The organism is Nocardia sp. FDAARGOS_372, from assembly GCF_002554515.1.
Lineage (GTDB): Bacteria > Actinomycetota > Actinomycetes > Mycobacteriales > Mycobacteriaceae > Nocardia > Nocardia farcinica.
In genome coordinates this window covers 1,690,606-1,716,099 of the sequence record NZ_PDDW01000001.1, presented here as the reverse complement: position 1 = coordinate 1,716,099, position 25,494 = coordinate 1,690,606, and the positions used below count along the sequence as shown (strand labels likewise).

Sequence of the window (25,494 nt, the reverse complement as noted above, 5' to 3'; positions counted from 1 at the left end):
ACCTACGTATATGTGACGCGCAACACAGCCCACTACCGTTGCACCGCGTTGCATGGTGCGACCGGCGGCCCGCCGACCGGGAACGAGAGTCAGTACGCGACCGTGAAATGCCGGTCCCCGCCGGGATTCTCGAGTTCGTCCAGCACGGCGACGGCCAGGTCCTCGGCCGAGATGCGGGATCGGCCGTCGGCGTCGAGCAGCAGGGTGGTGGTGCCGCGACGGTAGCGGCCGGTGCGCTCACCCGGTTCGAGCAGGGCGGGTGGGCTGAGATAGGTCCAGCGGGCGGGATGGGGTTCGCAGACGCGGAGCTGGGTGAGGCTGGCCAGCGCGGCATGAAGATCGTCGTCTTCGGCGCCACCGGCATGGTCGGTGTTCGCGTCGCCCACGAGGCCACCGCGCGCGGCCACGCCGTGACCGCGGTCGCGCGGTCCGGCGCCCACCCGCTCGTCCCCGTCGACGCGCGCGACCGGGACCGCGTCGCGGATCTACTCGGCACCGCCGACGCCGCGGTCGGTGCGGTGCGTCCGCGCCCCGGCGCGCTGTGCTCCTGTCGGGATGGCCGCCGCACCGGGCGGCGGGAGTGCGGGCGTGGAAACAGTTGGGCGGGTGGGCAGCTGGCCGGCGATCACGGCGGCGAGGACGATCGCGAACCCGACCGCCTGCGCGGGCGTCACCGTCTCCCCGAGCGCCAGCACGCCCAGTGCCGCCGCGGTGAGCGGAGAGAGCAGATTGAGCAGCGCGACCGAGGTGACGGGCAGGCGTCCGACGCCGCGGAAGTACAGCGCGTAGGCGAGCAGCCCGCCGACGAGCCCGAGCCACAGGTATCCGAGAGCGGCGCGGCCGTCGAGCGGTGGCGGCGCGCCTTCGACGAGGACGGTGACCGGCAGCAGCACCAGCCCGCCCGTGCCGAGCTGCCAGCCCGCCAGCGCCACCGGCGGCACCCCGGCGGGCCGCCCCCACCGCTTGGTCAGGGTGAGTCCGAGCGCCATGGACGCCGCGCCGAGCAGGCCCGCGGCGATCCCGGCCGCGTCCAGCCCGGCGTCCGGGCCGAGCACCACCAGACCGACACCGGCCACGCCGGCGGCACCCCACACGATCCGCCGGATGGCCAGCCGCTCGCCCAGCAGCGGGACGGCCAGCACCGCGACGATCAGCGGCACGATCGATCCGAGGGTCGCGGCCACCCCGCCGGGCAGGTGTTCGGCGGCGAAGAACAGCATCGGGAAGAAGACACCGATGTTGAGAACGCCGAGCACGGCGCTCTTCCACCACCAGTCGCCGTGCGGGAGGGCGCGGCCGATCGCGACGGCCAGCAGCCCCGCGGGCAGTGCCCGCATCAGACCGGCGAACAGCGGATGCCCCGGCGGCAGCAGTTCGGTGGTGACGGCGTAGGTGGTGCCCCAGACGACCGGGGCGACCGCGGTGGCGAGGGTGAGGGCCGCCGAATGCCCCTGCCCCCGTGCGGGATTCGTCGGCGCTGAGCCACCAGATCAAGCGGCTCGAACACGAACTCGGCGTGAGCCTGTTCGCGCGCACCAGCCGACGGGTGCGCCTCACCGCGGCGGGCGAGGCGTTCCTGCCCGCCGCCCGCCAGTGCCTCGAGGCCGCCGACCGGGCCGCCGCTCAGGCGGTGGCGACCGTGGGGGAGGTGCGCGGGCGGCTCGACGTCGGCGTCATCCCGTCCGTCGCCGCGGTCGACGTGCCCGCCGCCCTGCGCGAGTTGTGCACCCGGCATCCGGGCGTGCGGGTCGGGCTGCGCGCGGGGGCCAGCGACGATCTGGTGGCCGATGTCGCGGCGGGGCGGCTCGACGTCGCGTTCCTCGGCCTGCCACCCGGGCGGCGCCCGACCGGGGTGGGCAGTCACGAGCTCGCCCGGGACCGGCTGGTCGCGGTGCTCGCCCAGGACCACCCGCTGGCCGGGGCGCGGCGGCTGTCACTGGCCGACCTCGCCGTGGCACCGTTCGTCGACTTCCCCTACGGCACCGCGGCCCGCGCACAAACCGATCAGGCCTTCGCGCGCGCCGGGCTGGGCCGCGACGTCGCCTTCGAGGTCACCGACGTGGCGCTGCTGGTGCAGGTGATCCGCAGCGGGCTGGCGGTCGGCTTCCTGCCGGTCACCTATCTGCCGCGGGCCACCGACCTCGCGGACCTGGCGACCGTCCCGGTGACCGACGCCCCGCAGCGCGTCGAGTTCGTGGTGTGGGGCACGCCGGGACCGAGCCCGGCCACGGTCGCGTTCCTCGCCCTCGTCGGCGTCTCGGTCGACCCCGCTGCTCGGTGACGCCGGCGGCTCTCGTCGCCGGCGGTCACCCCACGAACTCGCCCTCGCCGTCGAGGCGGGGCAGGGAGTGGCGGATCGCCTCGCTGAGGGCCTGTTCGGCCGGGTTGGGCACGCTGTGCCGGTGGATGAGGACGAACTCCACCTCGCCGGGGTCGGGCAGGCCGAGACGGTCGCCGACCGGGGCGAGTTCGTCGGGGAGCAGGGAGCGCGGGTGCACGATGTAGCCGAGCCCGGCCAGCACCGCCGCGCGCAGGCCGGCGCGGGAGTTGGCGGTGCAGGCGGGACGTAGCGGGATGCCTGCGGCGTCGAGGGCCGCGTAGGCGCAGGAGCGGGTGATGCTCGGCGGCGGGTAGGCGACCAGGGGGACCGGTTCGGCCGGGTCGCGGTCGGCGGCGTCGGGCGGGCCCGCCCACACCAGGCGGTCGCGGTGGACCGGCTCGCCGTGGGTTTCGCCGGGCTTGCGCATGACGAAGGCCAGATCGAGGTCGCCGCGGCGCAGCCGGTCGTGGATGGTGCGGCTCAGGCCGACGGTCAGCTGCAGGTCGACGCGCGGATGGCGGGCGCGGAAGTCGCGCAGGATGCGCGGCAGGCCGCGGGCCACCAGGTCCTCGGCGGCGCCGAGATGCAGGGTGCCCGACAGCGCCGAGTCGGCGAAGTAGCGGCGGGCGTTCTCGTGCGCGGTCAGGATGGCCTGCCCGAAGCCGACCATCGCGGTGCCGTCGGAGGTCAGTTCCATGCGGTGGGTGTCGCGCAGCAGCAGCACCGCGCCCGCCTCGCGCTCGAGCCGGGCGATGTGCCCGCTGACGGTGGACTGCCGCACCCCGAGTTGCTGCGCGGCTGCCGAGAAGCTGCCGCATTGCACGACGGTCAGGAAGCTGCGCACCAGCTGCGGGTCGAACACGCCTCCCGGTATATCACGGAACGTGATCACACTTATCGCTGCCATCGTGTTTCCCGATAAGACCCTGGCCGATACCGTGGCCGGGTGAGGTTGGCGAAGTCTATCGATGGGTTCGTGCTGGCGATCTTCGCGACGGCGGCGGTGGCGGCGCTGGTGCCCGCCCAGGGCGGGTACCTGGATGCCGCGCAGTGGCTGGTGAAGGTCGCCATCGCGACACTGTTCCTGCTCTACGGCATGCGGCTGTCCCCGGCGGAAGCGCTCGCGGGCCTGCGGCACTGGCGCCTGCACGGCGCCATCCTGTCGGTCACCTACCTCGTGTTCCCGGTGATCGGCGTGGCCGCCTACGCCGCGACCTCGGGTCTGATCGCCGACGATCTGCGCACCGGCCTGCTGTTCCTGAGCCTGGTGCCCTCGACCGTGCAGTCCTCGATCGCCTTCACCTCGATCGCGGGCGGCAACCTGCCCGGCGCCATCGTCAGCGCCTCGTTCTCGAACCTGCTGGGCGTGTTCCTCACCCCGCTGCTGGTGATCGTGCTGCTCGACACCGCCGGCACCGTGCACATCGACGCCTCCTCGGTGCTCGACATCGTGGTGCAACTGCTGGTGCCGTTCCTGATCGGTCAGCTGGTGCGCCGCTGGATCGGCGAGTGGGTGCAGCGGCACCGGCGGCCCACGATGCTGGTGGACCGCGGCTCGATCCTGCTCGTGGTGTACGTGGCATTCAGCGAAGGGATGAACGAGGGCGTCTGGAGCGCCACCTCGCCGGGCCAGATCCTGCTCGTGGTCGCCCTGTGCTGCGCGATCCTGGCCGTGGTGCTCGGCCTGTGCGCGGTGCTCGGCCGCGTCTTCGGATTCGCCTGGGCCGACCGGATCGTCATCATCTTCTGCGGTTCGAAGAAGAGCCTGGCGACCGGGCTGCCGATGGCGACGGTGCTGTTCGCCGGACAGCCGGTGGGCTTGATCGTGTTGCCGCTGATGATCTTCCACCAGATCCAGCTGATCGTCTGCGCCTGGCTGGCGTCCTCCTTCGCGGCGAAAACGGCCGCGGGGGCCGATGCGGCTGCACCGGCCCCCGCGATTCAGGATTCGAACAGCGCGCGGCCCACGTAGTCGCCCGGCTCCCGCGCCCCGGCCGGAATCGCGAAGACCGCCGAGCCGACCGGTGTCGTCCATTCGTTCAGCGCGTCGAACTCGGCCAGCCGCTGTTGCACCGGCAGGAACTGGGCGTCGATGTCGCGCTGGTAGGCGGCGAACAGCAAGCCCGAGTTGGAGATCTGCCCGGGTTGCGGCGCGTCGTCGTAGTTGTAGGCGCGCCGCAGGAACCGTTCGCCGTCGTGGGTGTGGCGGGCACGGGCGATGTGCGAGGACGGCGGGATCACCGGGATGCCGTGCTTGTCCACGGCGGCGAAGTCCGGTTCGTCGAATTCGTTCGTTCCGGTGAGCGGCGCGCCGGTGTCGAGCCGGCGCCCGACGGTGAGTTCGCGCCCCTCCGGGTCGATTTCGTCCCAGGTGTCCAGCTGCATCGCGATGCGGCGCAGCACCAGCGAGGTGCCGCCCGCCAGCCACGGCGCGTCTGCTCCGTCGTGCCAGACCAGCCGATCGAAGTCGGCTCCCGGTGCGAGCGTGACCGTCCCGTCGACCTGCCCCATCAGGTTGCGCGGCGTCTGCCCGGGTGCGGCGTCGCGGAACCCGCGCTGCACCCAGCGCACCGTGACCAGTGAGGTGACCGCGCGGGACAGCACCCGTACCGCGTGGGCCACCGTGGTGGCTTCGTCCGCGCAGATCTGCAACAGCAGATCGCCGTCGCTCCAGGCCGGTTCGAGCCGATCGATGGGAAACGAGGGCAGCGGCCGCAACCAGGCGGGACGCCGCGACTCGCGGCCGACGAACGCGCCGGGGCCGAGCCCGATCGTCACCGTGAGCCGGGCCGGGCGGGCGGCGAGTTCCGGTTCGGTGTCGGCCAGGGCGGGCAGCCCCTGGGTGAGGCGGGCGGCGTCGCCGGTCCAGATCTTCAGCAGACCGGCCACGTCGTCGCCGGTGACTCCGGGCCGCAGATCGAAGGCGACGAACGCCGCGTGCCGCTGGGCGGGGGTGGCGATGCCGGCCTGGTGCGGGCCGAAGAACGGCTCGGTCGCGGACGCGTCCGTGACCGGCGCGGGGGCGCGGCCGAAGCCGGTGAGTGCGGCCGCACCGATTCCGGTCGCCCCCGCGGCCACCGCTCCCGCGCCGAGCAACCGCCGCCTGCTGAGCCGAGGCGGGGCGCCCGACGCGGGTGCACCCGCGTGCGCGCGCTCAGGCACCGTGCTCGGGGGTCGCGGCGGCGCCGTGCTCGGTGCCCGGCGCGTAGTTCTCCTGGTTGCCCGAGAAGTCGCGGACCTGCGCGGTGAAGGTGAGGCTGGAGCCGTCACCGAACGACAGCGTCACCGGGGTTTCCGAGCCGGTGCGCAGCGGGCCGCGCAGTTCCAGGAACATCAGGTGGTCCCCGCCGGGCGCGAGGGTGAGCGAGCCGTGTGCGGGCACCACGAAGCCGCCGTCCTTCGGGCGCATGGTCTTGACGCCGGCGGCGTCGGCGACGACCTCGTGTAGTTCCATCCGGGCCGAGGCCGGGCTGGTGGCCGCCACGACGGTGAGGTCGCGGTCGCCGGAATTGGTGAGGGTGCCGAACGCCGCGGACATGTCGGCGGCGGCCGCCTTGACCCACTGGTCGTCGATGGTGACGACGTCGGCCGCGCGCGACCCGGCGGGGCTGTCGTCGGAGCCGGAGCAGGCGGTGAGCAGCAGCGGCGCGGCGGCGAGGGCGGCCACGCCGGGGGCGACGCGGCGCAGCAGGATACGGGTGATCGAGGACATGGGGACTCCGTGGATCGAAGAGGAAAGGGGTCGGACGTCGGCCGGTCGCGGCGCGCGACACCCACCGGACTCGGTTGTCCGAGTTCGGTTTCGGCGTCGACAGTCCGTGTGGTGGGAGTGGGTCAGGCTCGCGCGGGCGGTCCGCGGGTCCCCACCGCGGAGGCGAGCAGTGGCAGCCGGGGCAGGCTCGGGCCCGCGGCGGGAACGCCGACGCGTGCGTCGTCGTCCCGGTGCGGCGCAGGGCGCAGCGCGGCGAGGGTGCGCCGGACGCTGGAGGCCGCGCGACCCAGCGCGGATTCGGCGGCGCGGATGAGTACCGCCCCGCACACGATCGCCACCAGGTGCGCGACGAGCATGCCGGACGTGGCGGTGGATTCGTGGTGATGGCCGGGCCCGACCGACAGGGCGGCATGGCCGATCGCCTGTCCGGCGCCGAGCAGGACCATGAGTTCGGGCAGACCGGCCGGTCCGGGACGTGCCCCGGCGAGCACGCCCAAGCCGGCGCACACACCGATCAGCACGCCCAGCGCGGACTGTCCGGGGGTGAGGGCGCCGCCGCCGAGGCCGTGCGCCGCGATACTCACCGCACCCGCGGCGGCGCCGACGAATGCGCCACGCACCCGCGCCGCACCACTCACCGGACTCCGCACGACGCTCATACTACCCGCCGTCGTAGTGGCCGCCCCGACCTCACATCCCCGGGCATTCGGCGATCGGCGACGGATAATCCACCTCGGCTCGCCACGGCCGATGGATGCGGCCACCGTCGAGGTCGGCGAGTTCGGGAATCCACCGCCGGACGTACAGGCCGTCGGGGTCGTAGCGGTCGGCTTGGCGCAGCGGGTTGAAACCGCGATTCGGCCGGGTGTCGCTGCCCGTGCCCGCGACCCACTGCCAGTTGAGCTGGTTGTTCGCCAGGTCGGCGTCGACCAGCCAGTGCAGGAAATGCCCCGCCCCCGCGCGCCAGTGCAGCCCGAGGGTCTTGGTGAGGAAGGCGGCGGCGATCAGCCGGGCCCGGTTGGGCAGCCATCCTTCGGTGTGGAGTTGGCGCAGGGCGGCGTCCACGATCGGGAAGCCGGTGCGTGCCGAGCGCCAGGCGGCCAGCGCTTGCGGGTCGTCCCGCCATCGGATCGGGCGCGGCCGGTAGTCGTGCCGGGCCACGGCCGGGCGGGCGGCCAGCAGCTGGTGGTGGAAGTCGCGCCAGGCCAGCTGCCGGGCGAACGCCTGTCCGCCCGCGCTGCCGACATCGACGCGGTGGAGCAGTTCGGTGGGGGACAGGCAGCCGAAGTGCAGGTAGGGCGAGAGATGTGAGGTGGCGTCCGCCGCGAGATCGTCACCGGTCTCGACGTAGTCGTCGACCGGGCCGGCCAGCCAGGAATCCAGCAGCGCGCGGCCGGTGGTCTCGCCGCCGACGGACAGCTGCGGCGACGGCTCGCCCCGGTTCAGCGATTCGGGAGCCGGCAATGCCGCACTGGGCAGGTCCGGCACCTCGAGGTCATCCGGCGGCGGCAGCGGCGCGCGCCGCGGAACCTCCGACCACCGGCGGAAATACGGGGTGAAGACCGCGAAATGATCGCGACCGGTGGCGGGCCGCAGCACGTCGCCGTCGACGGTGGTGATGCTCGCCGGGTGCGGCTCGAGCCGAACGCCCCGGCGATCCAGTCTCTCCCGTAACGCGTCCGCCCGCGCCGCGCTGTATCCGCTGACGTCGTCGGCGAGGTGCACCGTGCGCGCCCCGGTCTCGTCGACCACGCGCGCCACCTCGTCCGCCACCACGCCACGTCGCACGATCAAACGTCCACCCCGCGTACGGAGTTCGGCGTCGAGTTCGCGCACCGCCGCGGCGAGGAAGCGGGCCCGGTTGGGCGGGCACCGATCCGGCACCAGGTGGGCGTCGACCACGAACAGCGGCACGACCGCGTCACCGGCGTCCCGGGCGGCGGCGAGCGCGGGGTTGTCGTGCACCCGCAGGTCACGGGTGAACAACGCGATGGCGGTCATCGCGCCGAATTCACCGCGCGCACAGCGGTTGCAGTGTCGCGAGGCCGCCGGTGGTGGGCGTGGTCAGGTAGAAGCACGGATTCTGGCCGGCGGCCACGATCGCGGAACGCACCGCCGCCCACCCGGATTCGTCGAGCGCAGGCTCGCGGGCGAGGACGAAGCCGGACAGCCGATTCGGGTCGGTCACGACGGCCCACGAGTAGTCCGGCCCCAGCGCGGTGACGATGTAGTTCGTCGGCCCGTCCAGCCGGTCCTGCGTCGGGACACCGGGGAAGCTGACATGCAGCTGCGCGTTGGTGACCGGATCGTTCACCCGCGCGGTGCCGCGGATCTCGTCGATCCCGCCGGTCCAGGTCGTGCATCGGTTGTGCACGCCCACGTCCCCGGTCGGCAGCGGCGTGTACTCGGCGGTGGTGTCGCGCGCGCACGCGAGGTTGAACGGCTGCGGAATCGCGGCGAGCTGATGCCAGCGGCCCACGTAGCGGTCGAGGTCGACCGATGTCACCGGGACCGGTGGCGCCGCGTTCGCCACCGGGCCGCTGAGGACCGTGCCGGCCAGAGCGAGTCCCGCGAGGCCCGCGGCCCACCCTGCTGTGCGACTGGACATTGCCCGCCTCCTCGGCGCTCGGTGTGCCCTCAGCGTAACAGAACGATGCACAAACGATTCAATTCGAGCCGTATCAGCCGTGTCCGCTGCGGAGCCCACCGGATCGACCGGGCACAATGTGACGATGCCCGCGGTCCCGGTTCCCCCCTCCGGCGCGTCCGGTTACCCGGTACGCGCGGTGGCCGAACGTCTCGGTGTGCCGACCGCGACCTTGCGCAGCTGGAACCGTCGCTACGGCATCGGCCCGGTCCAGGACCGGCCCGGCAGCCACCGCCTCTACACCGAGACCGACATCGCGCTGCTGGAACGCATGCTCGAGCTCATCCGCGCCGGCGTCAGCCCGTCCCGTGCCGCCGCCACCGCCCGGGGACCCGCGCCTGCACCCGGCGATCGCGGGCCCCTGCTCGCGGCCGCCTTCGCCCTCGACACCGCCACCGTCACCGCACACCTCGACGCCCACCTGCGCGCCTTCGGCGTGGTCGACACCTGGGAGACGCTGTGCCGCCCCGCATTCGCCGACATCGTCGCCCGGCAGGGCGCGGGGGAGGGCTGCATCGACGTCGAGCACCTGCTGTCCTGGTGTATCGGTGCGGCGCTGCAGCGGGCGTTCCCGCCCTCGGCCGGGCCGGGTGCGCTGCTGGCCTGCACGAGCGGGGAAACCCACGCCCTGCCGCTGGACGTGTTGCGCGCGGCCCTGGCCGAACGCGGCCTGGGTGCGCGCATGCTCGGCCCCGACGTGCCCACCGCCGCCCTGGTCGACGCGCTGGGCAGGCACGCCGAGGGCGCCGCCGTCGTGCTCTGGTCGCACCGCGAATCCACCGCCCTGACCTCGGCCGTGCGGGCGTGCCTGGGTGCGGGTGCGCGGGTCTTCGTCGGCGGGCCCGGCTGGGACGAGGTCGTGCTGCCCCCCGACGCCGACCGTCTCGGCAGCCTCGCCGAAGCCGTCGACCGGCTCAGCTGAGCGGCGCCCGCGTGCGGCCGAGCAGATGCCGCAACGTCTCCTCCAGCTCCGGCATCCGGAACGTATGCCCCACGGCGCGAAGCCGTTCGGGCAGCACCCGTTGATTCGCGGCGGCGAGTTCGCGGGCACCCTGGCGCCCGAGCAGCAGCGCCGGCGCGGCCCGCGGTACCGGGAAGACCGCAGGCCGGTGCAGCACCCGGGCGAGGGTCCGGGTGTAGTCGGTGTTGCGGACCGGCTCCGGCGCGACGGCGTTGACCGGCCCGGTCAGCGTCGCATCCCACAGCGCACGGTGGTAGACGTCGACCAGGTCGTCCAGCCCGATCCACGAAAGCCATTGCCGCCCATCGCCGATCCGCCCGCCCAGGCCGGCGGTGAACAGCGGACGGAGCAGCCGCAGCGTGCCGCCGCGGGGCGACTGGACGATCCCGGTGCGGATCAGCACCGTGCGTGTTCGGTCCGCCGCCGGTGCCGTCGCCGCCTCCCAGTCCGCGACCACGTCGGCGAGGAAACCGGAGCCCTGTTCGGCGTCCTCGGTCAGCGGCGTGTCCCCGCGGTCGTAGCCGTAGTAGCCGATGGCCGAGGCGCAGACGAAGGTCGAGACGCCCGCGCGCGCCGCCACCTCGGCCAGCCGTCGTGTCGGCGCGATCCGCGAGTCGCGGACGGCCCGCCGGTGCGCGGCGGTGAACCGTCCGGCGATGGACGCGCCCGCCAGGTGGACCACCGCGTGCACCCCGTCGAGCAGGTCCGGGTCGGGGTCGGCCGGATCCCAGCGCCGCTCGTCCGCCGACCGCGCCGGGTGCCGCACCACGCGCACCACCCGATGCCCGCCGGTGGCGAGGAACGCGCACAGCGCCGATCCGACCAGTCCCGACGCGCCCGTCACGGCAACGGTCACCGGCTCGAACCCGTGCTCGGCGGCCCGCCGGTGCGCGCGCAGATCGTCGGCCAGCTGCCGATGCCGGTAGGCGAACATCGGCCGCAACACCGCCTCGGGAATCGGCGTCCGCACCCGATCGATCACCCGCGTGTGCGTGCCGTCGACGTCCTCGAAATCGTGGATGTGCCGCCACCGCAACACTCGTCCCACCGGCATCGACGCCGGCTCCTCCGCCGCCACCGCATCGACGAATCGGCACGGCGGCCGGTACTCCTGCGGATCGTGCCGGGCCACCCATCGCAACCCGCCCGGCAGCCCGAGCACCGCCCGCCCACTCGCCAGCGAATCGGTCTCGGCCAGCAACCGCACCGGCTGCCAGGGCGGCGCCAGGCGCGCGAACGCTCCCGGCCGCGCGTGCCAGGCGAAGACCTCCGACCGCGGTCCGGGGACGACGATCGAGCACTCGATGGACATGATGGGACAGTAGCCAGAAGATCGCCGCCTGGCGACCCATCGCCGCGCTCATCCAAGCCGACCGCACCATCATCGACACCGCCGTCCCCATCGGCCAGCAGCCGCCGGCCGTGTTCGACGTCACCGGCGTGCCCGCCGGCTGCCCAGTCGCTGGGCCCGGACGATCCGCCCCTGGCGATCGGCGAATCGCTGGCCGACGACGTGCTGCTCCGCGACCACGACGAAATCGCCCACCACGACAAGCGCTGGCAGCGGCGACACCACATCGCTCTCCCACCCCCCAAGGAGAGCCGACAGCTGATCAGCGAGGGCGACCGCGGCGGATCCGCCACGGTTCGGAGATTCCGCACTCGTCGCGGCGGCTATTGGACGATCACTTGTACGCGACGGGCCCGACGACCATCGCACGATCGAGGATTTCCGGGGTGAACCGCACGTGGGTGAGCTTCGCGGCCAAGGCGAAAGCTCTCGGCAGGGACGCCAAGTAGTCGCTCTCGGCCCGCTCGTCCTCTTCCTCCCAGTCGTACTCGTCGCCATCGTTCTCGTCGTCCCGCACGTCCACCGTCATGCCGAGTTCCCGCATGAACCCGTTGAGCCGGTCGGGCTCGGTGCCGTGTCGAGAGTGGGGGCAATCCAAGGGTTTGTAGCCCGTGACAACCGTGCCGTCGATCGCGTACGCGAAGCTGGCCTCGGCGTAGTCGTGCCGAGTGATCGCCACCACCTCACAACCACGCGACAAGTCGGCCAGGACATCGTGCAGCGTGGCCATCCACCCGTCCGGCTCGATGGCCACGCTCCACTCACCGACCCGCACGACACCCACGGTGCCTCCCCCGGATCTGCCTGGTAGGGAGGAGTTTTCGGCGGCCTGCTCCATGAGCTCGTCGAAGCTCGCTTCCTGGCCGTGGTCCTCGCCACGACTGTAGCGGCGCACCACCTCCGACGGATCGAGCCCACGGAAGAAGGCTACGGTGTAGATCTCGTCCAGCGGGCAGCGACGGCCGTCGTGAGTGAGGAGCCACTCGAATGGGGCCACGGGGTCGGAAGTCGTCATGGCGTGCATGATGGCAGGTACTCCCGACAATCGGCGTCCTCGTTTTTCCTCCGCCGGAAAACAATTCGAGACACCGCGCTCCGACCGACTCACACCGACCCGCGGAAATACCTCATCGACCGCAGCCGGCCCGGCGGGGCGGCTTGTCGACGGTAAGGGTGCCTCGGAACGGTCGGCGCCGACACCGTGAATCGTTCGGCGTGATTTCCGAAACAGACCAGCCGTTCCACTCTCGTTCGCCGTTCCCCGCGAAATACCGGATTCATTCCGCCGTGCGTGCAGAATGGGCGGATGGTTGCTGGAAATAGCAAGGCATTGCAGGAAGCGACCGACTCCTTCGCGCGGGCGCTGCCGATCACCGCGGAATTGGCCGACGCGGCCGAGGCGGTGCTCGCCGGTGTCGAAGCCGAACTCGAGAAGGCCAGGGCCGAGGCCGCGCTGCTGCGCCTGGCCGACCGCGGGCACGACGACACCGTGGCGATGGCCTATCGGGAGGGGGTGAGCACGGGGCTGGCCTGGGAACGCAGCCGCTGGCGCGCTGTCGTCCGAGCACTCCGGCAGCTCCCCGCCCGGCCCGTGGACGACACGGGCACAGCGCATTTCGAGGGCCGCGGCGTGAGCTAGGAGCCGACCGCGCGCTGGGCGCGGAAGTGGGCGGGGCTGGCGCCGAAGCGGCGGCGGAAGGCGCGGCTGAAATGGGAGACGTCGCGGAAGCCGACCTGGACGCTGATGTCGGCGACGGTGCGATCGGTGTCCAGCAGCAGGGCGCGGGCGCGGGCCAGCCGCAGGTCGTAGAGCCAGGTGCGCGGCGTCGTGCCCGCCGCGCTGAACAGTTTGTGGATGTAGCGCAGCGACATGCCCAGCTCCGCGCCGACCTCGGTGAGCGTCTGATCGGGGTCGTGCATCCGCCGCGCCATGAGGTGCTGCACCCGGCGCAGGTCCTCGGCGTGCACCCGGGCGGTGGCGGTCAACGGGGTGGCGTACTCGCACAGCGCGGTGGCCAGCAGGTCCAGCACGGCGCCCGCCACCGAGTCGGCCGAGCCGGTGGACAGCGGCGTGTCCGCGGCGGCGACATCGACCAGGAACCGCGACACCAGCCGGCCCAGGCCGGCCTGCCCGGAGATGCCCGCGCCGGTCATCTCGCGTACCACGTCCACCGGCAGGCGCGAGGCGAGCACGTCCCGCGGGGCGCGCAGCACGATCTGTTCGAATTCGGTGGTGCCGTCGACCATGAACGGCAGCGAGGAATCGAGAATGCCGAACGCGCCGTTCCGCAGCACGGACCGGCGCGAATCCTGTTCCAGCACAGCCGATCCGCGAGTGATCAGGCACAGCAGGAAATCGTCGTTGGGGTCGGAGGCGATCATCGCGGGCGTGCGCACGACGGTGTGCGGATCGGCGTGCACGACGCTCACGGTGAGTTCACCCATCGGGCGGGCCACCAGGTCGGCGGTGAACCGATCCCGGGAACGGCCCCAGTCGACGTCCATCTCGCAGTAGGTGCGATCGAGTGTGTCCGCCACCGCGCCCGGCCCTCGGCGGTGCCGAGTTCGCGGATGCTCAGTGCCACCGAGGAGCCGGTCGCGGTGCACGGGGAGTCATCCTTCGATGCACTGTCGGTCATGGTTCCGGCTCACCTCCGCGCCCTAGTGTTCCAGATCACAGCAATCCGGCGGAAGACGATAGCTCGCCCGAGCCGAGGACAGGAGAACACCCCCATGACCACGACCCGCAGCTGGATCGACGAGATCACGATGGACGAACTCGACCGCGATCCCAACCCCATCTACGAGCGGCTGCGCCGCGAAGCCCCGGTCGCCTACGTGCCCGCGGTGGGGATGCACGTCGTGGCGACCCGCGAACTGTGCCTGCAGATCGCCCAGGATTCCCAGACCTGGTCGACGGTCATCGCCCCCTCCGGCGGGCGCACGTTCGGCCAGGGCACCGTGCTCGATTCCAACGGCGAGCAGCACCGCCGCATCCGGGAGTGGATCGATCCGCAGCTGCGGCCCAGCGCGGTCGACTCCTATGTCGAGGCGCTGGTCCGGCCGCAGGCGCGGCGCATCCTCGCCGAGATCGAGAACCTCGGCGCGGTCGACATCCAGGAGGCCTACTTCGCGCCGGTGTCGGTGCGCGCGGTCGGCGATCTGATGGGCCTGACCGAGGTGCCGTCGGAGACGCTGGTGCGCTGGTTCCAGACCCTGGCGCTGTCCTACGGCAACGCCGCGGTCGACGACCTCGGCAACTTCGCCAACCCGGCCCCGTTCGAGGCCGGTGACCGGGTGAAGGAGGAGATCATCGCGACCGTCGATCCGATGCTCGACCACTGGACCGCCCATCCCGATCACACCCTGATCTCGCACTGGCTGCACGACGGCATGCCCGACGGGCAGGTCCGCGACCGCGCGGAGATCTACCCGAACATCTACGTGTTCCTGCTCGGCGCCCTGCAGGAGCCCGGACACGTCATGACCACGACGCTGGCGGGTCTGCTCGAGCACCCCGACCAGCTCGAGCGCGTCGTCGACGATCCGGCGCTGGTGCCGCGCGCGATCACCGAGGGCGCGCGGTGGGTGGCGCCGATCTGGAGCGCGGCGGTGAAGGTGGCCAATCACGACGTGAACATCGGCGGCGTCGATCTGCCCGCCGGGACGCCGGTGATGCTGGCCTACGGGTCGGCCAACCGCGACGAGACGGTCTGGGCGAATCCGGACGTGTTCGATGTGGACCGCCCGGTCATGCCGCATCTGGCCTTCGGCGCGGGCAACCACGCCTGCGCGGGCACCTACCTCGGGACGGCGATCGTGCGGATCGCGCTCGAGGAACTGTTCGAGACCATCCCCAACATCGAACCCGATCCCGAGCACGCGCCGACCTTCTGGGGCTGGACCTTCCGCGGCCCGCAGGGCCTGCGGGTGCGTTGGGAGGTCTGACGATGACTCACACGGTGACGGTCGCCGGGCAGGAGCAGCCGTTTCCCGCCCCGGCGGACCGGCCGATCCTGGAGTCTGCGCTACGGGAGAACCGCTGGCTGCCGCACGCGTGCTCGCAAGGCACCTGCGGCACCTGCAAGATCCGCGTGCTGGCCGGGGAGGTCGAGCACGGGCAACCGGACGAGGCGGTGCTCTCGGCGGACGAACGCGCCGCCGGGCTGGCGCTGGCCTGCCAGGCGTCCCCGCGCACGGATGTGACCGTGGCGCCGGTCGCCGACGTGGGGCCGGAGGGTCCGCGCCACCCCCTGCGCGACCACTCCGGCACCGTGGTCGAACTCGCCGACATCGCCCGCCACACCCGCAGGCTGGTCGTGGAACTGGACGAGCCGATGGAGTTCTCCGCGGGCCAGTACGCCGAGTTGATCGTGCCGGGTGCGGGGGTCGGACGGCAGTATTCGATGGCGAATCCGCCGTCGGAGGCGCGCACGCTGGAGTTCCACGTCAAGTGGGTCGAGGGCGGGCTCGCCACCGACGGCTGGATATTCGCCGGGCTGCGGCCGGGCGACCGGATCGAGCTGCGCGGGCCGCTCGGGCAGTTCGCGATGCTGCGGGCGCAGGAGGAACCGGCGATCCTCATCGGCGGCGGCACCGGCCTGGCACCGCTGAAAGCCATTGTGCGCCATGCCTTGGCGAATGATCGCGTGCCGTCGCTCGACCTGTATCACGGCGGGCGGACGCGGGCGGACCTCTACGACGTGGAGTTCTTCCGCGCGCTCGCCGCGGCCGATCCCCGCCTGCGGTATCACCCGGTGCTCAGCGAGGAGACGTGGGACGGGCCCACCGGCCTGGTCACCGACGTCGTGCTCGCGGACTTCGCCAGTTGCAAGGGCCGCAGCGCCTACCTGTGCGGGCCGCCTGCGATGGTCACCGCCGCGGTCAAGGCGCTCAAGCGCCGCCGCATGGCGCCCCGGTTGATCTTCAAGGAGGAGTTCACCGTCGCCGCGCCCCCGGCGATGACGCCGGTCTGATCGGCCGCTTCCCGCCGTCCGGCCCGCGTCGCCGGGCCGGTCGGCGTAGCGGCCACCGCGCGGCGCGCTCGGCTCAGGGCGTTTCGGCGTCCGTGTGGGCGGCCCGGTACCGGCCGGGGCTGGTACCGAACGCGGCGCGGAACGTACGGCTGAAATGCGACACGTCGCGGAAGCCCGCGCACTCGCTGACCTGCGCGACCGACATCTGCGTGGTCACCAGGTACTTGCGGGCCCGTTCGAGGCGCGCCTGATACAACCAGGTGCGCGGGGTGGTGCCGGCCGCGCTGAACAGTTTCTGCACGGTGCGCAACGACATCCCGGCCTCGGCCGCCACCTGGGCGAGCGTGAGTTCGGGGTCGTGCAGTTGCTGCTCGATGACGCGCTGGACATGCGCGAGGTCCTCGGTGCGGTGCAACTGCGCGGCTCCGGTCGGCACCGGGCCGTCGGCGAGCGCGGTGGCGAGCATGTCGACGGTCGAGGACGCGAGCGACAGCGCCGCGCCGGGGGAGATGGGCGCGGTCGTGGTGGACAGGTCGCGCAGGAATCGGCCGACGAGTTCCCCGGCCCCGGTGTCGCCGCCGATCGCGCGGGCGGTGCCGTGTTCGACGATCCGACCGGGCAGTCGCGCGGTGAGCAGTTCGGTCGGCGTGCGCACGACGACCTGCCGGAACGGCGCGGGGGAGTGGAAGACGAACGGCGCCGCACAGTCCAACAGGGCGAACGCGCCGTCTTCGAGGACGGTGGTCCGCCCGGCCTGGCGCACCTCCACGCGGCCCTCGGTGACCAGGCACACCAGGTGGCCGACGTGCTCGTCGGAGCCGATGATGGCCGGGGACCGCACGACGGTGTGCGCGTCGGCGCGGATGGTGCTGACGTGCAGGTCGCCGAAGGGACGCCCGCCCCATTCGGCGTCGAAGTGCCGATGCGGGTCGGGCCAGGCCACGTCCATCTCACAGTAGAGCCGTTCGAGCGTGCTCGACCACTGCGTGCGGCCCTCCCGGCTGTCGAGCTCGCTGGTGCGCAGCGAGACCAACGCCTCGGTGCGCGCGCAGTCACCCGATCGTTCGCGCTCAGCCATGTTCCGGCACACCTCCGCATCCTAGTGTTCCAAGTCACAGGAACCCGGCCTGTGCACCATATACCGACGACGCGCCGATGACGAGTCCGGCCCACTGAAAACCTCAGCGGGACAAGGGAATAGAAGATCGGCGATGGTGGCGTGCGCGGCGGCCGGGCGGTCCCGTCGTGCGGGTCCACGTAGCGACCCGGAAGTCCCACCATCCCTCAGGAGCGAACACCATGACCACATCAGCAATCCTCGGCCCCGCGGTCGACGCGCCCAACTCCGTCCGCCCGATGACCGGTGCCGAGTACCTCGAGTCGCTGCGCGACGGCCGCGAGGTGTACTTCCGGGGCGAACGTGTGCGCGACGTGACCACCCACCCCGCCTTCCGCAATTCCGCGCGCTCGGTGGCGCGCCTGTACGACGCGCTGCACCGCCCCGAGGCGCGGGGCACGCTCGCGGTGCCCACCGACACCGGCAACGGCGGCTTCACCCATCCGTTCTTCAAGACCGCGCACAGTGCCGAGGATCTGCTGCTGGCCCGCGACGCGATCACCACCTGGCAGCGCGAGGTCTACGGCTGGATGGGCCGCTCGCCCGACTACAAGGCCTCCTTCCTCGGCACCCTCGGCGCCAACGCCGACTTCTACGGCGAGTACCGCGACAACGCCCGCCGCTGGTACACCCGCGCCCAGGAGCGGGTGCTCTACCTCAACCACGCGATCGTCAACCCGCCCATCGATCGCGACAAGCCCGCCGACGAGACCGCCGACGTGTGCGTGCACGTGGTCGAGGAAACCGACGCCGGCCTGGTGGTGTCCGGCGCGAAGGTGGTGGCGACCGGCTCGGCGATCACCAACGCCAACTTCATCGCGCACTACGGCCTGCCGCTGCGGAAGAAGGAGTTCGGCCTGATCTTCACCGTGCCGATGGACTCGCCGGGCCTGAAGCTGCTGTGCCGCACGTCCTACGAGATGAACGCCGCCGTCCTGGGCACGCCGTTCGACTACCCGTTGTCGAGCCGGTTCGACGAGAACGACGCGATCATGGTGTTCGACCGGGTCCTGGTGCCGTGGGAGAACGTCTTCGCCTACGACGTGGAGACCACGAACGGTTTCGTGATGAAGTCGGGCTTCCTGTCGCGCTTCATGTTCCACGGCTGCGCCCGCCTGGCGGTCAAGCTCGACTTCATCGCCGGTTGCGTGCTCAAGGCCGTGCAGATGACCGGCACCGCGGGCTTCCGGGGCGTGCAGATGCAGGTGGGGGAGATCCTGAACTGGCGCGACATGTTCTGGGGCCTGTCGGATGCGATGGCCAAGTCGCCGGACCCGTGGGTGAACGGCGCCGTGCAGCCGAATCTGAACTACGGGCTGGCCTACCGCACATTCATGGGGGTGGGCTATCCGCGGATCAAGGAGATCATCCAGCAGACCCTCGGCAGCGGCCTGATCTACCTGAACTCGCACGCCGAGGACTGGAAGAACCCCGACATCCGGCCCTACCTCGACCAGTACGTCCGCGGCTCGAACGGCGTGGCGGCCGTGGACCGGGTGCAGCTGCTCAAGCTGCTGTGGGACGCGGTCGGCACCGAGTTCGGCGGTCGCCACGAACTCTACGAGCGCAACTACGGCGGTGACCACGAGGCGGTGCGGTTCCAGACGTTGTTCGCCTACCAGGCGCAGGGCCTGGACAAGCGCCTGGAGGGTTTCGCCGAGCAGTGCATGGCCGAATACGACCTGGACGGCTGGACCCGGCCGGACCTGATCGGCAACGGCGACCTGTCGATCGTGCGACGCTGAGGCCGCCGTGACGACGAGGAGCACGACCGTGTCCGAGGAACCGACCGCGGTGACCCCGCCGCGCATGCGGAAGGCGCTGGGCCGCTTCGCCAGCGGCGTCACGATCGTCACCACCGCCGAGTCCGCCCAGGAGACCTCCGTGCACGGCATGACCGCCAACGCGTTCACCTCGGTGTCGCTGGACCCGCCGTTGGTGCTGGTGTCGATCGCCAACCGCGCGACGATGAACGAGCGCATCACCGCGACGGGCCGGTATGCCGTGTCGGTCCTGGCGGGCGACCAGGAGCCGCTGTCCCTGCACTTCGCGGGCGCGGCCCACCGGCCGGACCTGGTGCGGTTCGTGTGGCGTGACGGAATGCCGTTGCTCGACGGCGCGCTGGTGCATCTGGCGTGCACGGTGACCGCCTCCCATCCCGCGGGGGACCACACCCTGCACGTCGGGCGGGTCGAGCAGCTGTGGTTCGACGACGGGCATCCGCTGGTCTTCTACACCGGGAGCTTCCGTTCCCTGGAGTTGCTGCGCGACGACCCGTGGTGCTTGTGAGAACCGTCTGCCGACCACCTTCGGGTGGTCGGCAGACCGGCGCAATCCCTATGGGGCGGTGCCCGACTCGGCGCGTGCGGCGATCTCCGTGGCGCGCACCTGGTCGGCGGGGTGGCCCGCGATGAACCAGTTCTGCGGGCTCACCTCCACCACCTGGCCGCGCACCACCTCGCGCGGCACGCCCAGGATCTCGACGATGAGCCGGGTGAACTCCGCGGCCAGTCGCCTGCGCTGCTCGATCGGCCGTCCGGCGAGCACGATCGCGGTGAAATACGGGGCGGGAGCGCCGCCGTCGGCGAGCAGCGTGCCCGCGGTGGCGGCCTCCTCCGCCGGGTAGCGCACGACGAAGGCGCGCACGCGGTCCACCGGGGCGTCCAGCACCCGCGCGTAACTGCGGCAGGCTTCGGTGAGCAGGCGTGCGCGCTGGTCGGCGGTGCCGGTTCCGTCCACGAGATGGAAATGCGCGATCGGCATGGTGGTCCTTTCGGTGGATGCCGTGGCGGTTACTGGACGCCGTGGCGGGTGCCCGCGTCCACGTTGAGCACGCTGCCGTGCAGGGCGTCGGCCTGGGGTGCGAGCAGAAGTTCGACCGCCCAACCGATTTCGTCGAGCGTCGGCAGGCGGCCCAGGCTCGTCTTCGCGCGCAGACGCGCCCAGATCTCCGCCGGATCCCGCCCGGTCTCGGCGGCCTCGCCGGCGACGAACCGGTGCAGCCGCGGGGTGTCGACCGGGCCGGGGGCGATGGTGTGGACGGTGACCCCCTTGGGGCCGTACAACACGCTGAGCTGGCGCATGAGATTGAAGACGCCGGCGTTGACCGTGCCCGGCCCGGCGTCCAGCGGTCCGGGTTCCAGGCCGAGCGAGCCGGCGATGGCCACCAGCCGCGATCCGCGCACCAATCGCTCGCGCACGGCGTGCAGCAGCCGGACCATTCCCGCGATCTTGATGTTGGCGCCCACCGCCAGGTCGCCGGGGCTGATGGTGTCGGCCGATCCGCGCACCGGCAGCCCGGCGGCGAACAGCGCCATCCGGACCGGGGCGTCGACGGCGGCACCGATCGCCTCGACGGCGCTGTCGTCGGCGATGTCGGCCACGCACGGCTCGATCAGGTCGTGGCGCTCGGCCAGCGCCGCCAGCGATTCGGTCCCGCGGGCGACGGCGATCACCCGCAGGCCGCGGCGGGCCAGCCGGAGCGTGATCTCGGTGCCCATCGCGCCCGTCGCGCCGACCACGACGCACAGATTCGGACTGGTCACGGCAGTGTTCTCCTCGGGATTGCCGAACGGCCGACGCGGGCTCGCCGCGTCGGCCGGGTCGGGGAAAGGGGTCGGATGGGTCGGGTCAACGCAGCCGCAGGGTGACCGCGCGGGGCTCGGTGAAGAACTCGCGGGAGTACTGTCCGCCTTCGCGGCCGACGCCGCTGGCGCCCTCGCCGCCGAAGGGCAGCCGCAGGTCGCGTTCGAAGAAGCAGTTGATCCAGACCGTGCCCGCCCGCCAGCGCGCGGCCATCCGGTGGGCGCGGTCGAGGTTCTGCGTGAACAGCATTCCGGCCAGGCCGTAGGGCGAGTCGTTGGCGATGCGCAGCGCTTCGTCTTCGGTGTCGAAGCCGAGCACGGTCTCGACCGGGCCGAAGATCTCCTCCCGGGCGGTGCGGGAGTCGTTGGTGAGGCCGGTGATGATGGTCGGCGGATAGTAGTGGCCCGCCGCGTGGTCGGGACCGGTCAGCCGCGCGCCGCCGGTGACGACCTTGCCACCCTCGTCCTGGGCGAGTTCGACGTAGCCGTGCACCTTGTCGAGATGGCGGGCTTCGATGAGCGGACCCAGGAAGGTCGCGGGGTCCTTGGGATCGCCCACCGTGAGCTTGTTCGCCTCCTCGGTGAACCGGGCCAGGAACTCGTCCATGATGCTGTGCTGCACCAGCAGCCGCGATCCGGCCAGGCACACCTGTCCGTTGCCGCCGAAGATGGCGCGGATCGCCATCGGCACGGCCACATCGAGATCGGCGTCGGCGAAGACGATGTTCGCGGACTTGCCGCCCAGTTCGGCCGAGACCGGGGTGTGGTTGGCCGCGGCCGCCTGGAGGATCTTCACCCCGGTCGCGCTGGACCCGGTGAAGGTGATGCGGTCGACGCGCGGGTCGGAGGTCAGCGGCCCCGCCACCGCCTCGCCGCCGAAACCGTGCACGACGTTGAGGACGCCCTCGGGCAGGCCCGCCTCCAGCGCGAGCTGGGCGAAGCGGTGCGCGGTGAGCGGGGTCTGCGGGGCGGGCTTGAGCACGGCGGTGTTGCCGAATGCCAAGGCGGGCGCGATCTTCCAGGTCGCCAGCATCAGCGGCGCGTTCCACGGGCTGATCGCCGAGACCACGCCCGCGGGCGGATAGAGCACGTAGGAGAACAGGTCGCCGGCGGGGTAGGCCTCGTTGGCCGCCATGGCGGCGTAATCGGCGAAGAACCGCAGATTGTGTGCCACGCGCGGGATTTCGGCATGGCGGGCCTGGGTGATGGTCTTGCCGCCGTCGCGGGTCTCGAGTTCGGCGAGTTCGTCGCGGTGGGCGTCGACCGCGTCGGCGACGGCGTGGAGGATCGCGGCCCGCTCCTTGGGGGCGAGCCGCGGCCAGGGTCCCTCGTCGAAGGCGGTGCGGGCGGCGGTGATCGCGGCCGTCCCGTCCTCGGCGGTGCCGCGCGGCACCACGGCCAGCAGTGAATCGTCGTGCGGGTCGCGGGATTCGAAGGTGGCGCCGTCGGAGGCCGGGCGCCACTGTCCGCCGATGAGATGGCTCACCTGGATCGGGTCGCCGGAGCTCTGGGTCATGTCGGTTCCTTTCGCTGGTCAGATCCCGGCGCGGGCGGGCAGGTCGTAGGTGCGCCCGGCCAGCTCGGAGGCGACGTCGACGATCATGTCCTCCTGCCCGCCGATCACGCCGCGACGGCCGAGCTCGAGCAGGATGTCGCGGGTGGGGACGCCGAACTTCGCGGCGGCCCGCTTGGTGGGATGGAAGAACGTCGAATACACCCCGGCGTAGCCGAGTACCAGCGCGGTCTCGTCGACGATCTGGGGTTCGGTCATCAGCGGTGCCACGACCTGCTCGGCGGTGTCGATGAGCGGGAACAGCTCGACACCGGTGTGCCAGCCCGCGCGTTCGAAGGCCGCGGCGAGCACTTCGGTCTGTGCGTTGCCCGCGCTGGCACCGAGCCCGCGCAGCGATCCGTCGATGAAGGTGGCGCCGTTCTCGGCGGCGGTCAGCGCGTTGGCGATGCCGACGCCGAGATTGTTGTGCGCGTGGAAACCGATCTCGGCCGAGATGGCCCGGCGCAGCGCCGCGACGCGGTCGCCGGCGTGTTGCGGCACCATCGCACCGGCCGAGTCCACGACGTAGACGACGTCGGCGCCGTAGGACTCGAGTTTCACCGCCTGCTCGGCCAGCGGTTCGGGGTCGAGCTTGTGGCTCATCATCAGGAAGGTCATCACGGTGAGGCCGTGGTCCTTGGCCCATTCCACCGGTTGCTGCGCGCAGTCGGCCTCGGTGCAGTGCACCGCGACCCGGACCGTGCGGATGCCCGCCTCGACGGCGGCCCGCAGTTCGGCGAGGGTGGCGATGCCGGGCACGTACAGCACCGCGATATCGGCGTGGTCGACGGCGTCGACGGCGGCCCGCACGTACTCTGGGTCGGTGGCGGCGGCGAAACCGTACTGGATCGAAGAGGCGCCGAGGCCGATGCCGTGTGCGACCTCGATGGTGCGGACGCCCGCGCGGTCCAGGCCCGCGGCGATCGCCGCGACGTCGTTCGGGGTGAATCGGTGCGAGACCGAGGACATGCCGTCGCGCAGGGTGGTGTCGACGAGGGTGACGGTACGGGTGGGTGTGCTCATCGGGCGGGTTCCTCCACGAGAGTGCGCTGTGCGAGCACGTCGGCGACCTGCACGGCGGCGGCGGTGATGATGTCCAGGTTGCCCGCGTAGGTGGGCAGGAAGTCGCCTGCGCCGACGACCTCGAGCATGACGGTGACCAGGTCGCCGTCGACGTCGATCAGGCGCAGCGTGTAGCCGGGCACGTAGCGCTGCACCTCGGCGACCATGTCCAGCACCGCGCGTTCGATCGCGTCGGCATCGGGGTTGCGGACCTTGGCGTACACGGTGTCGCGCATGTTCATCGGCGGTTCGGCCGGGTTGATCACCGAGATCGCCTTGGCGCGGTCGGCGCCGGCGACCTGCGCGAGCGCCCTGCCGGTCTTCTCGCTGAACTCGCTGAGGTTCTGGCGGGTACCGGGTCCGGCGCTGTGCGAGGCGATGGCGGCGACGATCTCGCCGTAGGAGGCGTCGGCGACCCGGTTGATCGCGGCCAGGATCGGGATGGTGGCCTGCCCGGCGCAGCTGACCATGTTGAGGTTCGGTGCGTCGAGGTGCTCGTGCAGGTTGACCGCGGGCACGACGTAGGGGCCGACCGACGCCGGGGTGAGATCGATGGCCGTGATGCCCGCCGCGGCGTTGCGCGGCGCGGCGGCGGCGTGCACCTTCGCCGAGGTGGCTTCGAAGACCACGTCGGGCAGTTCGCGGCGGCTCAGCAGCCAGTCCACGCCCTCGGCGGAGGCCTCGAGTCCTTCCTGGGCGGCGCGGGCGAGTCCTTCGCTGGCCGGGTCGATGCCGACCATGTACACGGGATCGACGTGTTCGGAGCGCAGCAGTTTGTACATCAGATCGGTGCCGATATTTCCGGAACCGACGATCGCAGCTTTCCATCGACTCATCTGGTGGGACCTTCCCTGGGACACGGGGTGATGGCCGCCACGCTAGGGAGAACCCGCCCGTGGATGCGCCGCGATCCGGGCAGGCCGGACAGCCGCGGTCGCGGACGCCGTCGTGTTCGGCTATCCCGAACGCCGCCGCCGGGCCGCGCCGGGACGCCGCAAGCTCGTGACATCCACCACAACCGGCGCCCCGCGCCGGGCAAGCGGAGACCAGGAGCAACCATGACCGACCCCAGTGCCCGTTTCGACATCGCGCACCTCGCCCGTGCCGAGCTCTACACCCCGACGCCGCAAGAGACGCTGGACTTCTTCACCAAGTTCCTCGGCATGTACGTGACGGGCCGGGAGGGGCAGTCGGTGTACCTGCGCGGGTACGAGGACCCCTACCCGTGGAGCCTGAAGGTGACCGAGGCCGCCGAGGCCGGCATGGGCCATGCCGCGCTGCGCGCCAGCTCACCGGAGGCGCTCGAGCGGCGCGTCGCCTCGCTGAAGCAGGGCAACGTCGAGGGCAGCTGGAGTGAGGACGAACCCGGCTACGGCAAGACCTTCCGGTTCCAGTCCCCCGACGGCCACAACCTCCAATTGCTCTGGGAGGCCGAGAAATACGTCGCCCCCGCCGAGCTGCGCAGCAAGATCCTCTCGCGCCCGTCCAAGAAGCCGCTCACCGGAATCCCGGTCAAGCGCATCGACCACCTCAACCTGATGTCCTCCGATGTCAGCGCCGTCAAGAACGCCTTCGAACGCCACCTCGGCTTCCGCACCACCGAGCGCGTGGTGGACGGCGAGGTCGAGATCGGCGCGTGGATGAGCTCGAATCTGCTCGGCCACGAGGTCGCCTGCATGCGCGACATGACCGGCGGCCGCGGCAAACTGCACCACCTGGCCTTCTACTACGGCACCGGCCAACACCTCGCCGACGCGGTGGAGATGTTCCGCGACTACGACATCCGCATCGAGGCAGGCCCGGACAAGCACGGCATCACCCAGGGCCAGTTCCTCTACGTCTTCGAGCCCGGCGGCAACCGCATCGAACTGTTCGGCGAGGCCGGCTACCTGCACCTGGACCCCGACGCCCAGACCAAGACCTGGCAGATGTCCGACATCGACACCGGCCTGGCCGTCGGCGGTGCGGCACTGCCGTGGGAGACCTACTTCACCTACGGCACGCCCAGCCCGCTGGCGCTGGACCAGCACATCGAGAAGTTCTCGCACTTCGGACCCGGTGCGCCCGTCGACGATCCGCAGGTGGCGGCCGCCGACCAGGCGATCCCGCACGACATCGACCATTCCCGCGCGGTGTCCGGCGCCCCGGCCTGAGCCTGCCGACACACCTCGAGGTCTCCGGTACCGGCCTCGGTACCGGAGATTTCGTCGTT

General features: G+C 71.8%; 25 protein-coding genes and 2 pseudogenes. 9 read left to right on the top strand and 18 right to left on the bottom strand.

Annotated elements, in window-relative coordinates:
* Nucleotides 1–89 precede the first annotated feature (89 nt).
* Both CRM89_RS08540 and CRM89_RS08530 read right to left on the bottom strand, forming a co-directional pair.
* Nucleotides 90–386, bottom strand: coding sequence for a hypothetical protein (locus CRM89_RS08540; protein ID WP_371391964.1), 297 nt, complete (start codon nucleotides 384–386; stop codon nucleotides 90–92).
* 99 nt (nucleotides 387–485) lie between these two features.
* Nucleotides 486–1,469: pseudogene (locus CRM89_RS08530) on the bottom strand (EamA family transporter); the annotation flags it as partial.
* Between CRM89_RS08530 and CRM89_RS08525 the strand changes: the two are divergent.
* Nucleotides 1,460–2,281 carry a LysR family transcriptional regulator gene (locus tag CRM89_RS08525; protein WP_216641966.1) on the top strand — a complete coding sequence of 274 codons (822 nt, stop codon included), beginning with the start codon at nucleotides 1,460–1,462 and terminating at the stop codon, nucleotides 2,279–2,281. The pseudogene CRM89_RS08530 and the gene CRM89_RS08525 overlap by 10 nt on opposite strands.
* 25 nt (nucleotides 2,282–2,306) lie before the next feature.
* Here the strand turns inward: CRM89_RS08525 and CRM89_RS08520 are convergent, their stop codons facing one another.
* Nucleotides 2,307–3,227: a LysR family transcriptional regulator gene (locus CRM89_RS08520; RefSeq protein ID WP_170986751.1), complete on the bottom strand. Its 921-nt coding sequence runs from the start codon at nucleotides 3,225–3,227 to the stop codon at nucleotides 2,307–2,309.
* Nucleotides 3,228–3,266: 39 nt separating this feature from the next.
* Between CRM89_RS08520 and CRM89_RS08515 the strand changes: the two genes are divergently transcribed.
* Entirely contained in the window at nucleotides 3,267–4,292 is a 1,026-nt protein-coding gene (locus CRM89_RS08515; RefSeq protein ID WP_098083695.1) for a bile acid:sodium symporter family protein, read from the top strand.
* Here CRM89_RS08515 and CRM89_RS08510 read toward each other — a convergent pair.
* The 5 genes from CRM89_RS08510 to CRM89_RS08490 all read right to left on the bottom strand — a co-directional run bounded on the left by CRM89_RS08510 (nucleotide 4,262) and on the right by CRM89_RS08490 (nucleotide 8,640).
* Nucleotides 4,262–5,482, bottom strand: coding sequence for a Dyp-type peroxidase (locus CRM89_RS08510; RefSeq protein WP_098083694.1), 1,221 nt, complete (start codon nucleotides 5,480–5,482; stop codon nucleotides 4,262–4,264). The two genes, CRM89_RS08515 and CRM89_RS08510, sit on opposite strands and share 31 nt — an antisense overlap.
* Nucleotides 5,475–6,032, bottom strand: coding sequence for a copper chaperone PCu(A)C (locus CRM89_RS08505; protein ID WP_060590807.1), 558 nt, complete (start codon nucleotides 6,030–6,032; stop codon nucleotides 5,475–5,477). Before CRM89_RS08505 ends, CRM89_RS08510 begins: the two co-directional genes overlap by 8 nt.
* A gap of 122 nt (nucleotides 6,033–6,154) precedes the next feature.
* Nucleotides 6,155–6,682: a hypothetical protein gene (locus tag CRM89_RS08500; protein ID WP_228788261.1), complete on the bottom strand. Its 528-nt coding sequence runs from the start codon at nucleotides 6,680–6,682 to the stop codon at nucleotides 6,155–6,157.
* 40 nt (nucleotides 6,683–6,722) lie between these two features.
* The gene (locus tag CRM89_RS08495; RefSeq protein ID WP_098083693.1) at nucleotides 6,723–8,033 is read right to left on the bottom strand and encodes a deoxyribodipyrimidine photo-lyase; all 1,311 of its coding nucleotides are present in this window, start codon (nucleotides 8,031–8,033) and stop codon (nucleotides 6,723–6,725) included.
* A 10-nt stretch (nucleotides 8,034–8,043) separates the two neighbouring features.
* Entirely contained in the window at nucleotides 8,044–8,640 is a 597-nt protein-coding gene (locus tag CRM89_RS08490; protein ID WP_098083692.1) for a lipocalin family protein, read from the bottom strand.
* A 124-nt stretch (nucleotides 8,641–8,764) separates the two neighbouring features.
* Here CRM89_RS08490 and CRM89_RS08485 point away from each other — a divergent pair, with 124 nt between their 5' ends.
* A complete protein-coding gene (locus tag CRM89_RS08485) occupies nucleotides 8,765–9,601 on the top strand; it encodes a MerR family transcriptional regulator (RefSeq protein ID WP_060590814.1) in 837 nt (278 codons plus the stop codon).
* Here the strand turns inward: CRM89_RS08485 and CRM89_RS08480 are convergent.
* The 3 genes from CRM89_RS08480 to CRM89_RS08475 form a co-directional block, all read right to left on the bottom strand.
* A complete protein-coding gene (locus CRM89_RS08480) occupies nucleotides 9,594–10,952 on the bottom strand; it encodes a TIGR01777 family oxidoreductase (protein WP_098083691.1) in 1,359 nt (452 codons plus the stop codon). The genes CRM89_RS08485 and CRM89_RS08480 overlap by 8 nt on opposite strands.
* 120 nt (nucleotides 10,953–11,072) lie before the next feature.
* On the bottom strand, nucleotides 11,073–11,216 hold the full coding sequence (locus CRM89_RS30850) for a hypothetical protein (RefSeq protein ID WP_172964462.1): 144 nt from the start codon (nucleotides 11,214–11,216) through the stop codon (nucleotides 11,073–11,075).
* A 109-nt stretch (nucleotides 11,217–11,325) separates the two neighbouring features.
* On the bottom strand, nucleotides 11,326–12,006 hold the full coding sequence (locus CRM89_RS08475; protein ID WP_060593288.1) for a DUF6461 domain-containing protein: 681 nt from the start codon (nucleotides 12,004–12,006) through the stop codon (nucleotides 11,326–11,328).
* A gap of 291 nt (nucleotides 12,007–12,297) precedes the next feature.
* Between CRM89_RS08475 and CRM89_RS08470 the strand changes: the two genes are divergently transcribed.
* Nucleotides 12,298–12,630 (top strand): hypothetical protein, encoded by a 333-nt coding sequence (locus CRM89_RS08470; RefSeq protein WP_127516104.1) that lies wholly within the window; start codon nucleotides 12,298–12,300, stop codon nucleotides 12,628–12,630.
* Here the strand turns inward: CRM89_RS08470 and CRM89_RS08465 are convergent.
* Nucleotides 12,627–13,630, bottom strand: a pseudogene (locus CRM89_RS08465) (helix-turn-helix domain-containing protein). The gene CRM89_RS08470 and the pseudogene CRM89_RS08465 overlap by 4 nt on opposite strands.
* Before the next feature lie 94 nt (nucleotides 13,631–13,724).
* Here CRM89_RS08465 and CRM89_RS08460 point away from each other — a divergent pair.
* Together CRM89_RS08460 and CRM89_RS08455 are read left to right on the top strand one after the other, a co-directional pair.
* The gene (locus tag CRM89_RS08460; RefSeq protein ID WP_011209591.1) at nucleotides 13,725–14,939 is read left to right on the top strand and encodes a cytochrome P450; all 1,215 of its coding nucleotides are present in this window, start codon (nucleotides 13,725–13,727) and stop codon (nucleotides 14,937–14,939) included.
* A 2-nt stretch (nucleotides 14,940–14,941) separates the two neighbouring features.
* Complete coding sequence (locus tag CRM89_RS08455; protein ID WP_098083689.1) at nucleotides 14,942–15,967, top strand: NADH:ubiquinone reductase (Na(+)-transporting) subunit F; 1,026 nt, start codon at nucleotides 14,942–14,944, stop codon at nucleotides 15,965–15,967.
* Between the two features lie 73 nt (nucleotides 15,968–16,040).
* Here the strand turns inward: CRM89_RS08455 and CRM89_RS08450 are convergent, their stop codons facing one another.
* Nucleotides 16,041–17,045, bottom strand: coding sequence for an AraC family transcriptional regulator (locus CRM89_RS08450; protein ID WP_098083688.1), 1,005 nt, complete (start codon nucleotides 17,043–17,045; stop codon nucleotides 16,041–16,043).
* A 221-nt stretch (nucleotides 17,046–17,266) separates the two neighbouring features.
* Here CRM89_RS08450 and CRM89_RS08445 point away from each other — a divergent pair, with 221 nt between their 5' ends.
* The gene (locus CRM89_RS08445; protein WP_060590824.1) at nucleotides 17,267–18,829 is read left to right on the top strand and encodes a 4-hydroxyphenylacetate 3-hydroxylase family protein; all 1,563 of its coding nucleotides are present in this window, start codon (nucleotides 17,267–17,269) and stop codon (nucleotides 18,827–18,829) included.
* Nucleotides 18,830–18,893: 64 nt separating this feature from the next.
* Entirely contained in the window at nucleotides 18,894–19,373 is a 480-nt protein-coding gene (locus CRM89_RS08440) for a flavin reductase family protein (RefSeq protein ID WP_041561052.1), read from the top strand.
* 48 nt (nucleotides 19,374–19,421) lie between these two features.
* Here CRM89_RS08440 and CRM89_RS08435 read toward each other — a convergent pair whose 3' ends face one another.
* From CRM89_RS08435 to CRM89_RS08415, 5 genes are all read right to left on the bottom strand, one after another.
* Complete coding sequence (locus CRM89_RS08435) at nucleotides 19,422–19,847, bottom strand: tautomerase family protein (RefSeq protein WP_098083687.1); 426 nt, start codon at nucleotides 19,845–19,847, stop codon at nucleotides 19,422–19,424.
* Between the two features lie 29 nt (nucleotides 19,848–19,876).
* Nucleotides 19,877–20,629 carry an SDR family NAD(P)-dependent oxidoreductase gene (locus CRM89_RS08430; RefSeq protein ID WP_098083686.1) on the bottom strand — a complete coding sequence of 251 codons (753 nt, stop codon included), beginning with the start codon at nucleotides 20,627–20,629 and terminating at the stop codon, nucleotides 19,877–19,879.
* Nucleotides 20,630–20,714: 85 nt separating this feature from the next.
* The gene (locus CRM89_RS08425; RefSeq protein ID WP_098083685.1) at nucleotides 20,715–22,184 is read right to left on the bottom strand and encodes an aldehyde dehydrogenase; all 1,470 of its coding nucleotides are present in this window, start codon (nucleotides 22,182–22,184) and stop codon (nucleotides 20,715–20,717) included.
* Nucleotides 22,185–22,202: 18 nt separating this feature from the next.
* The gene (gene dmpG, locus CRM89_RS08420; protein WP_086841960.1) at nucleotides 22,203–23,243 is read right to left on the bottom strand and encodes a 4-hydroxy-2-oxovalerate aldolase; all 1,041 of its coding nucleotides are present in this window, start codon (nucleotides 23,241–23,243) and stop codon (nucleotides 22,203–22,205) included.
* Nucleotides 23,240–24,118 (bottom strand): acetaldehyde dehydrogenase (acetylating), encoded by an 879-nt coding sequence (locus CRM89_RS08415; RefSeq protein ID WP_098083684.1) that lies wholly within the window; start codon nucleotides 24,116–24,118, stop codon nucleotides 23,240–23,242. Before CRM89_RS08415 ends, dmpG begins: the two co-directional genes overlap by 4 nt.
* A gap of 222 nt (nucleotides 24,119–24,340) precedes the next feature.
* Between CRM89_RS08415 and CRM89_RS08410 the strand changes: the two genes are divergently transcribed.
* Nucleotides 24,341–25,435, top strand: a complete 1,095-nt coding sequence (locus tag CRM89_RS08410; protein ID WP_011209581.1) for a VOC family protein — start codon at nucleotides 24,341–24,343, stop codon at nucleotides 25,433–25,435.
* The last annotated feature ends 59 nt before the right edge of the window (nucleotides 25,436–25,494 follow it).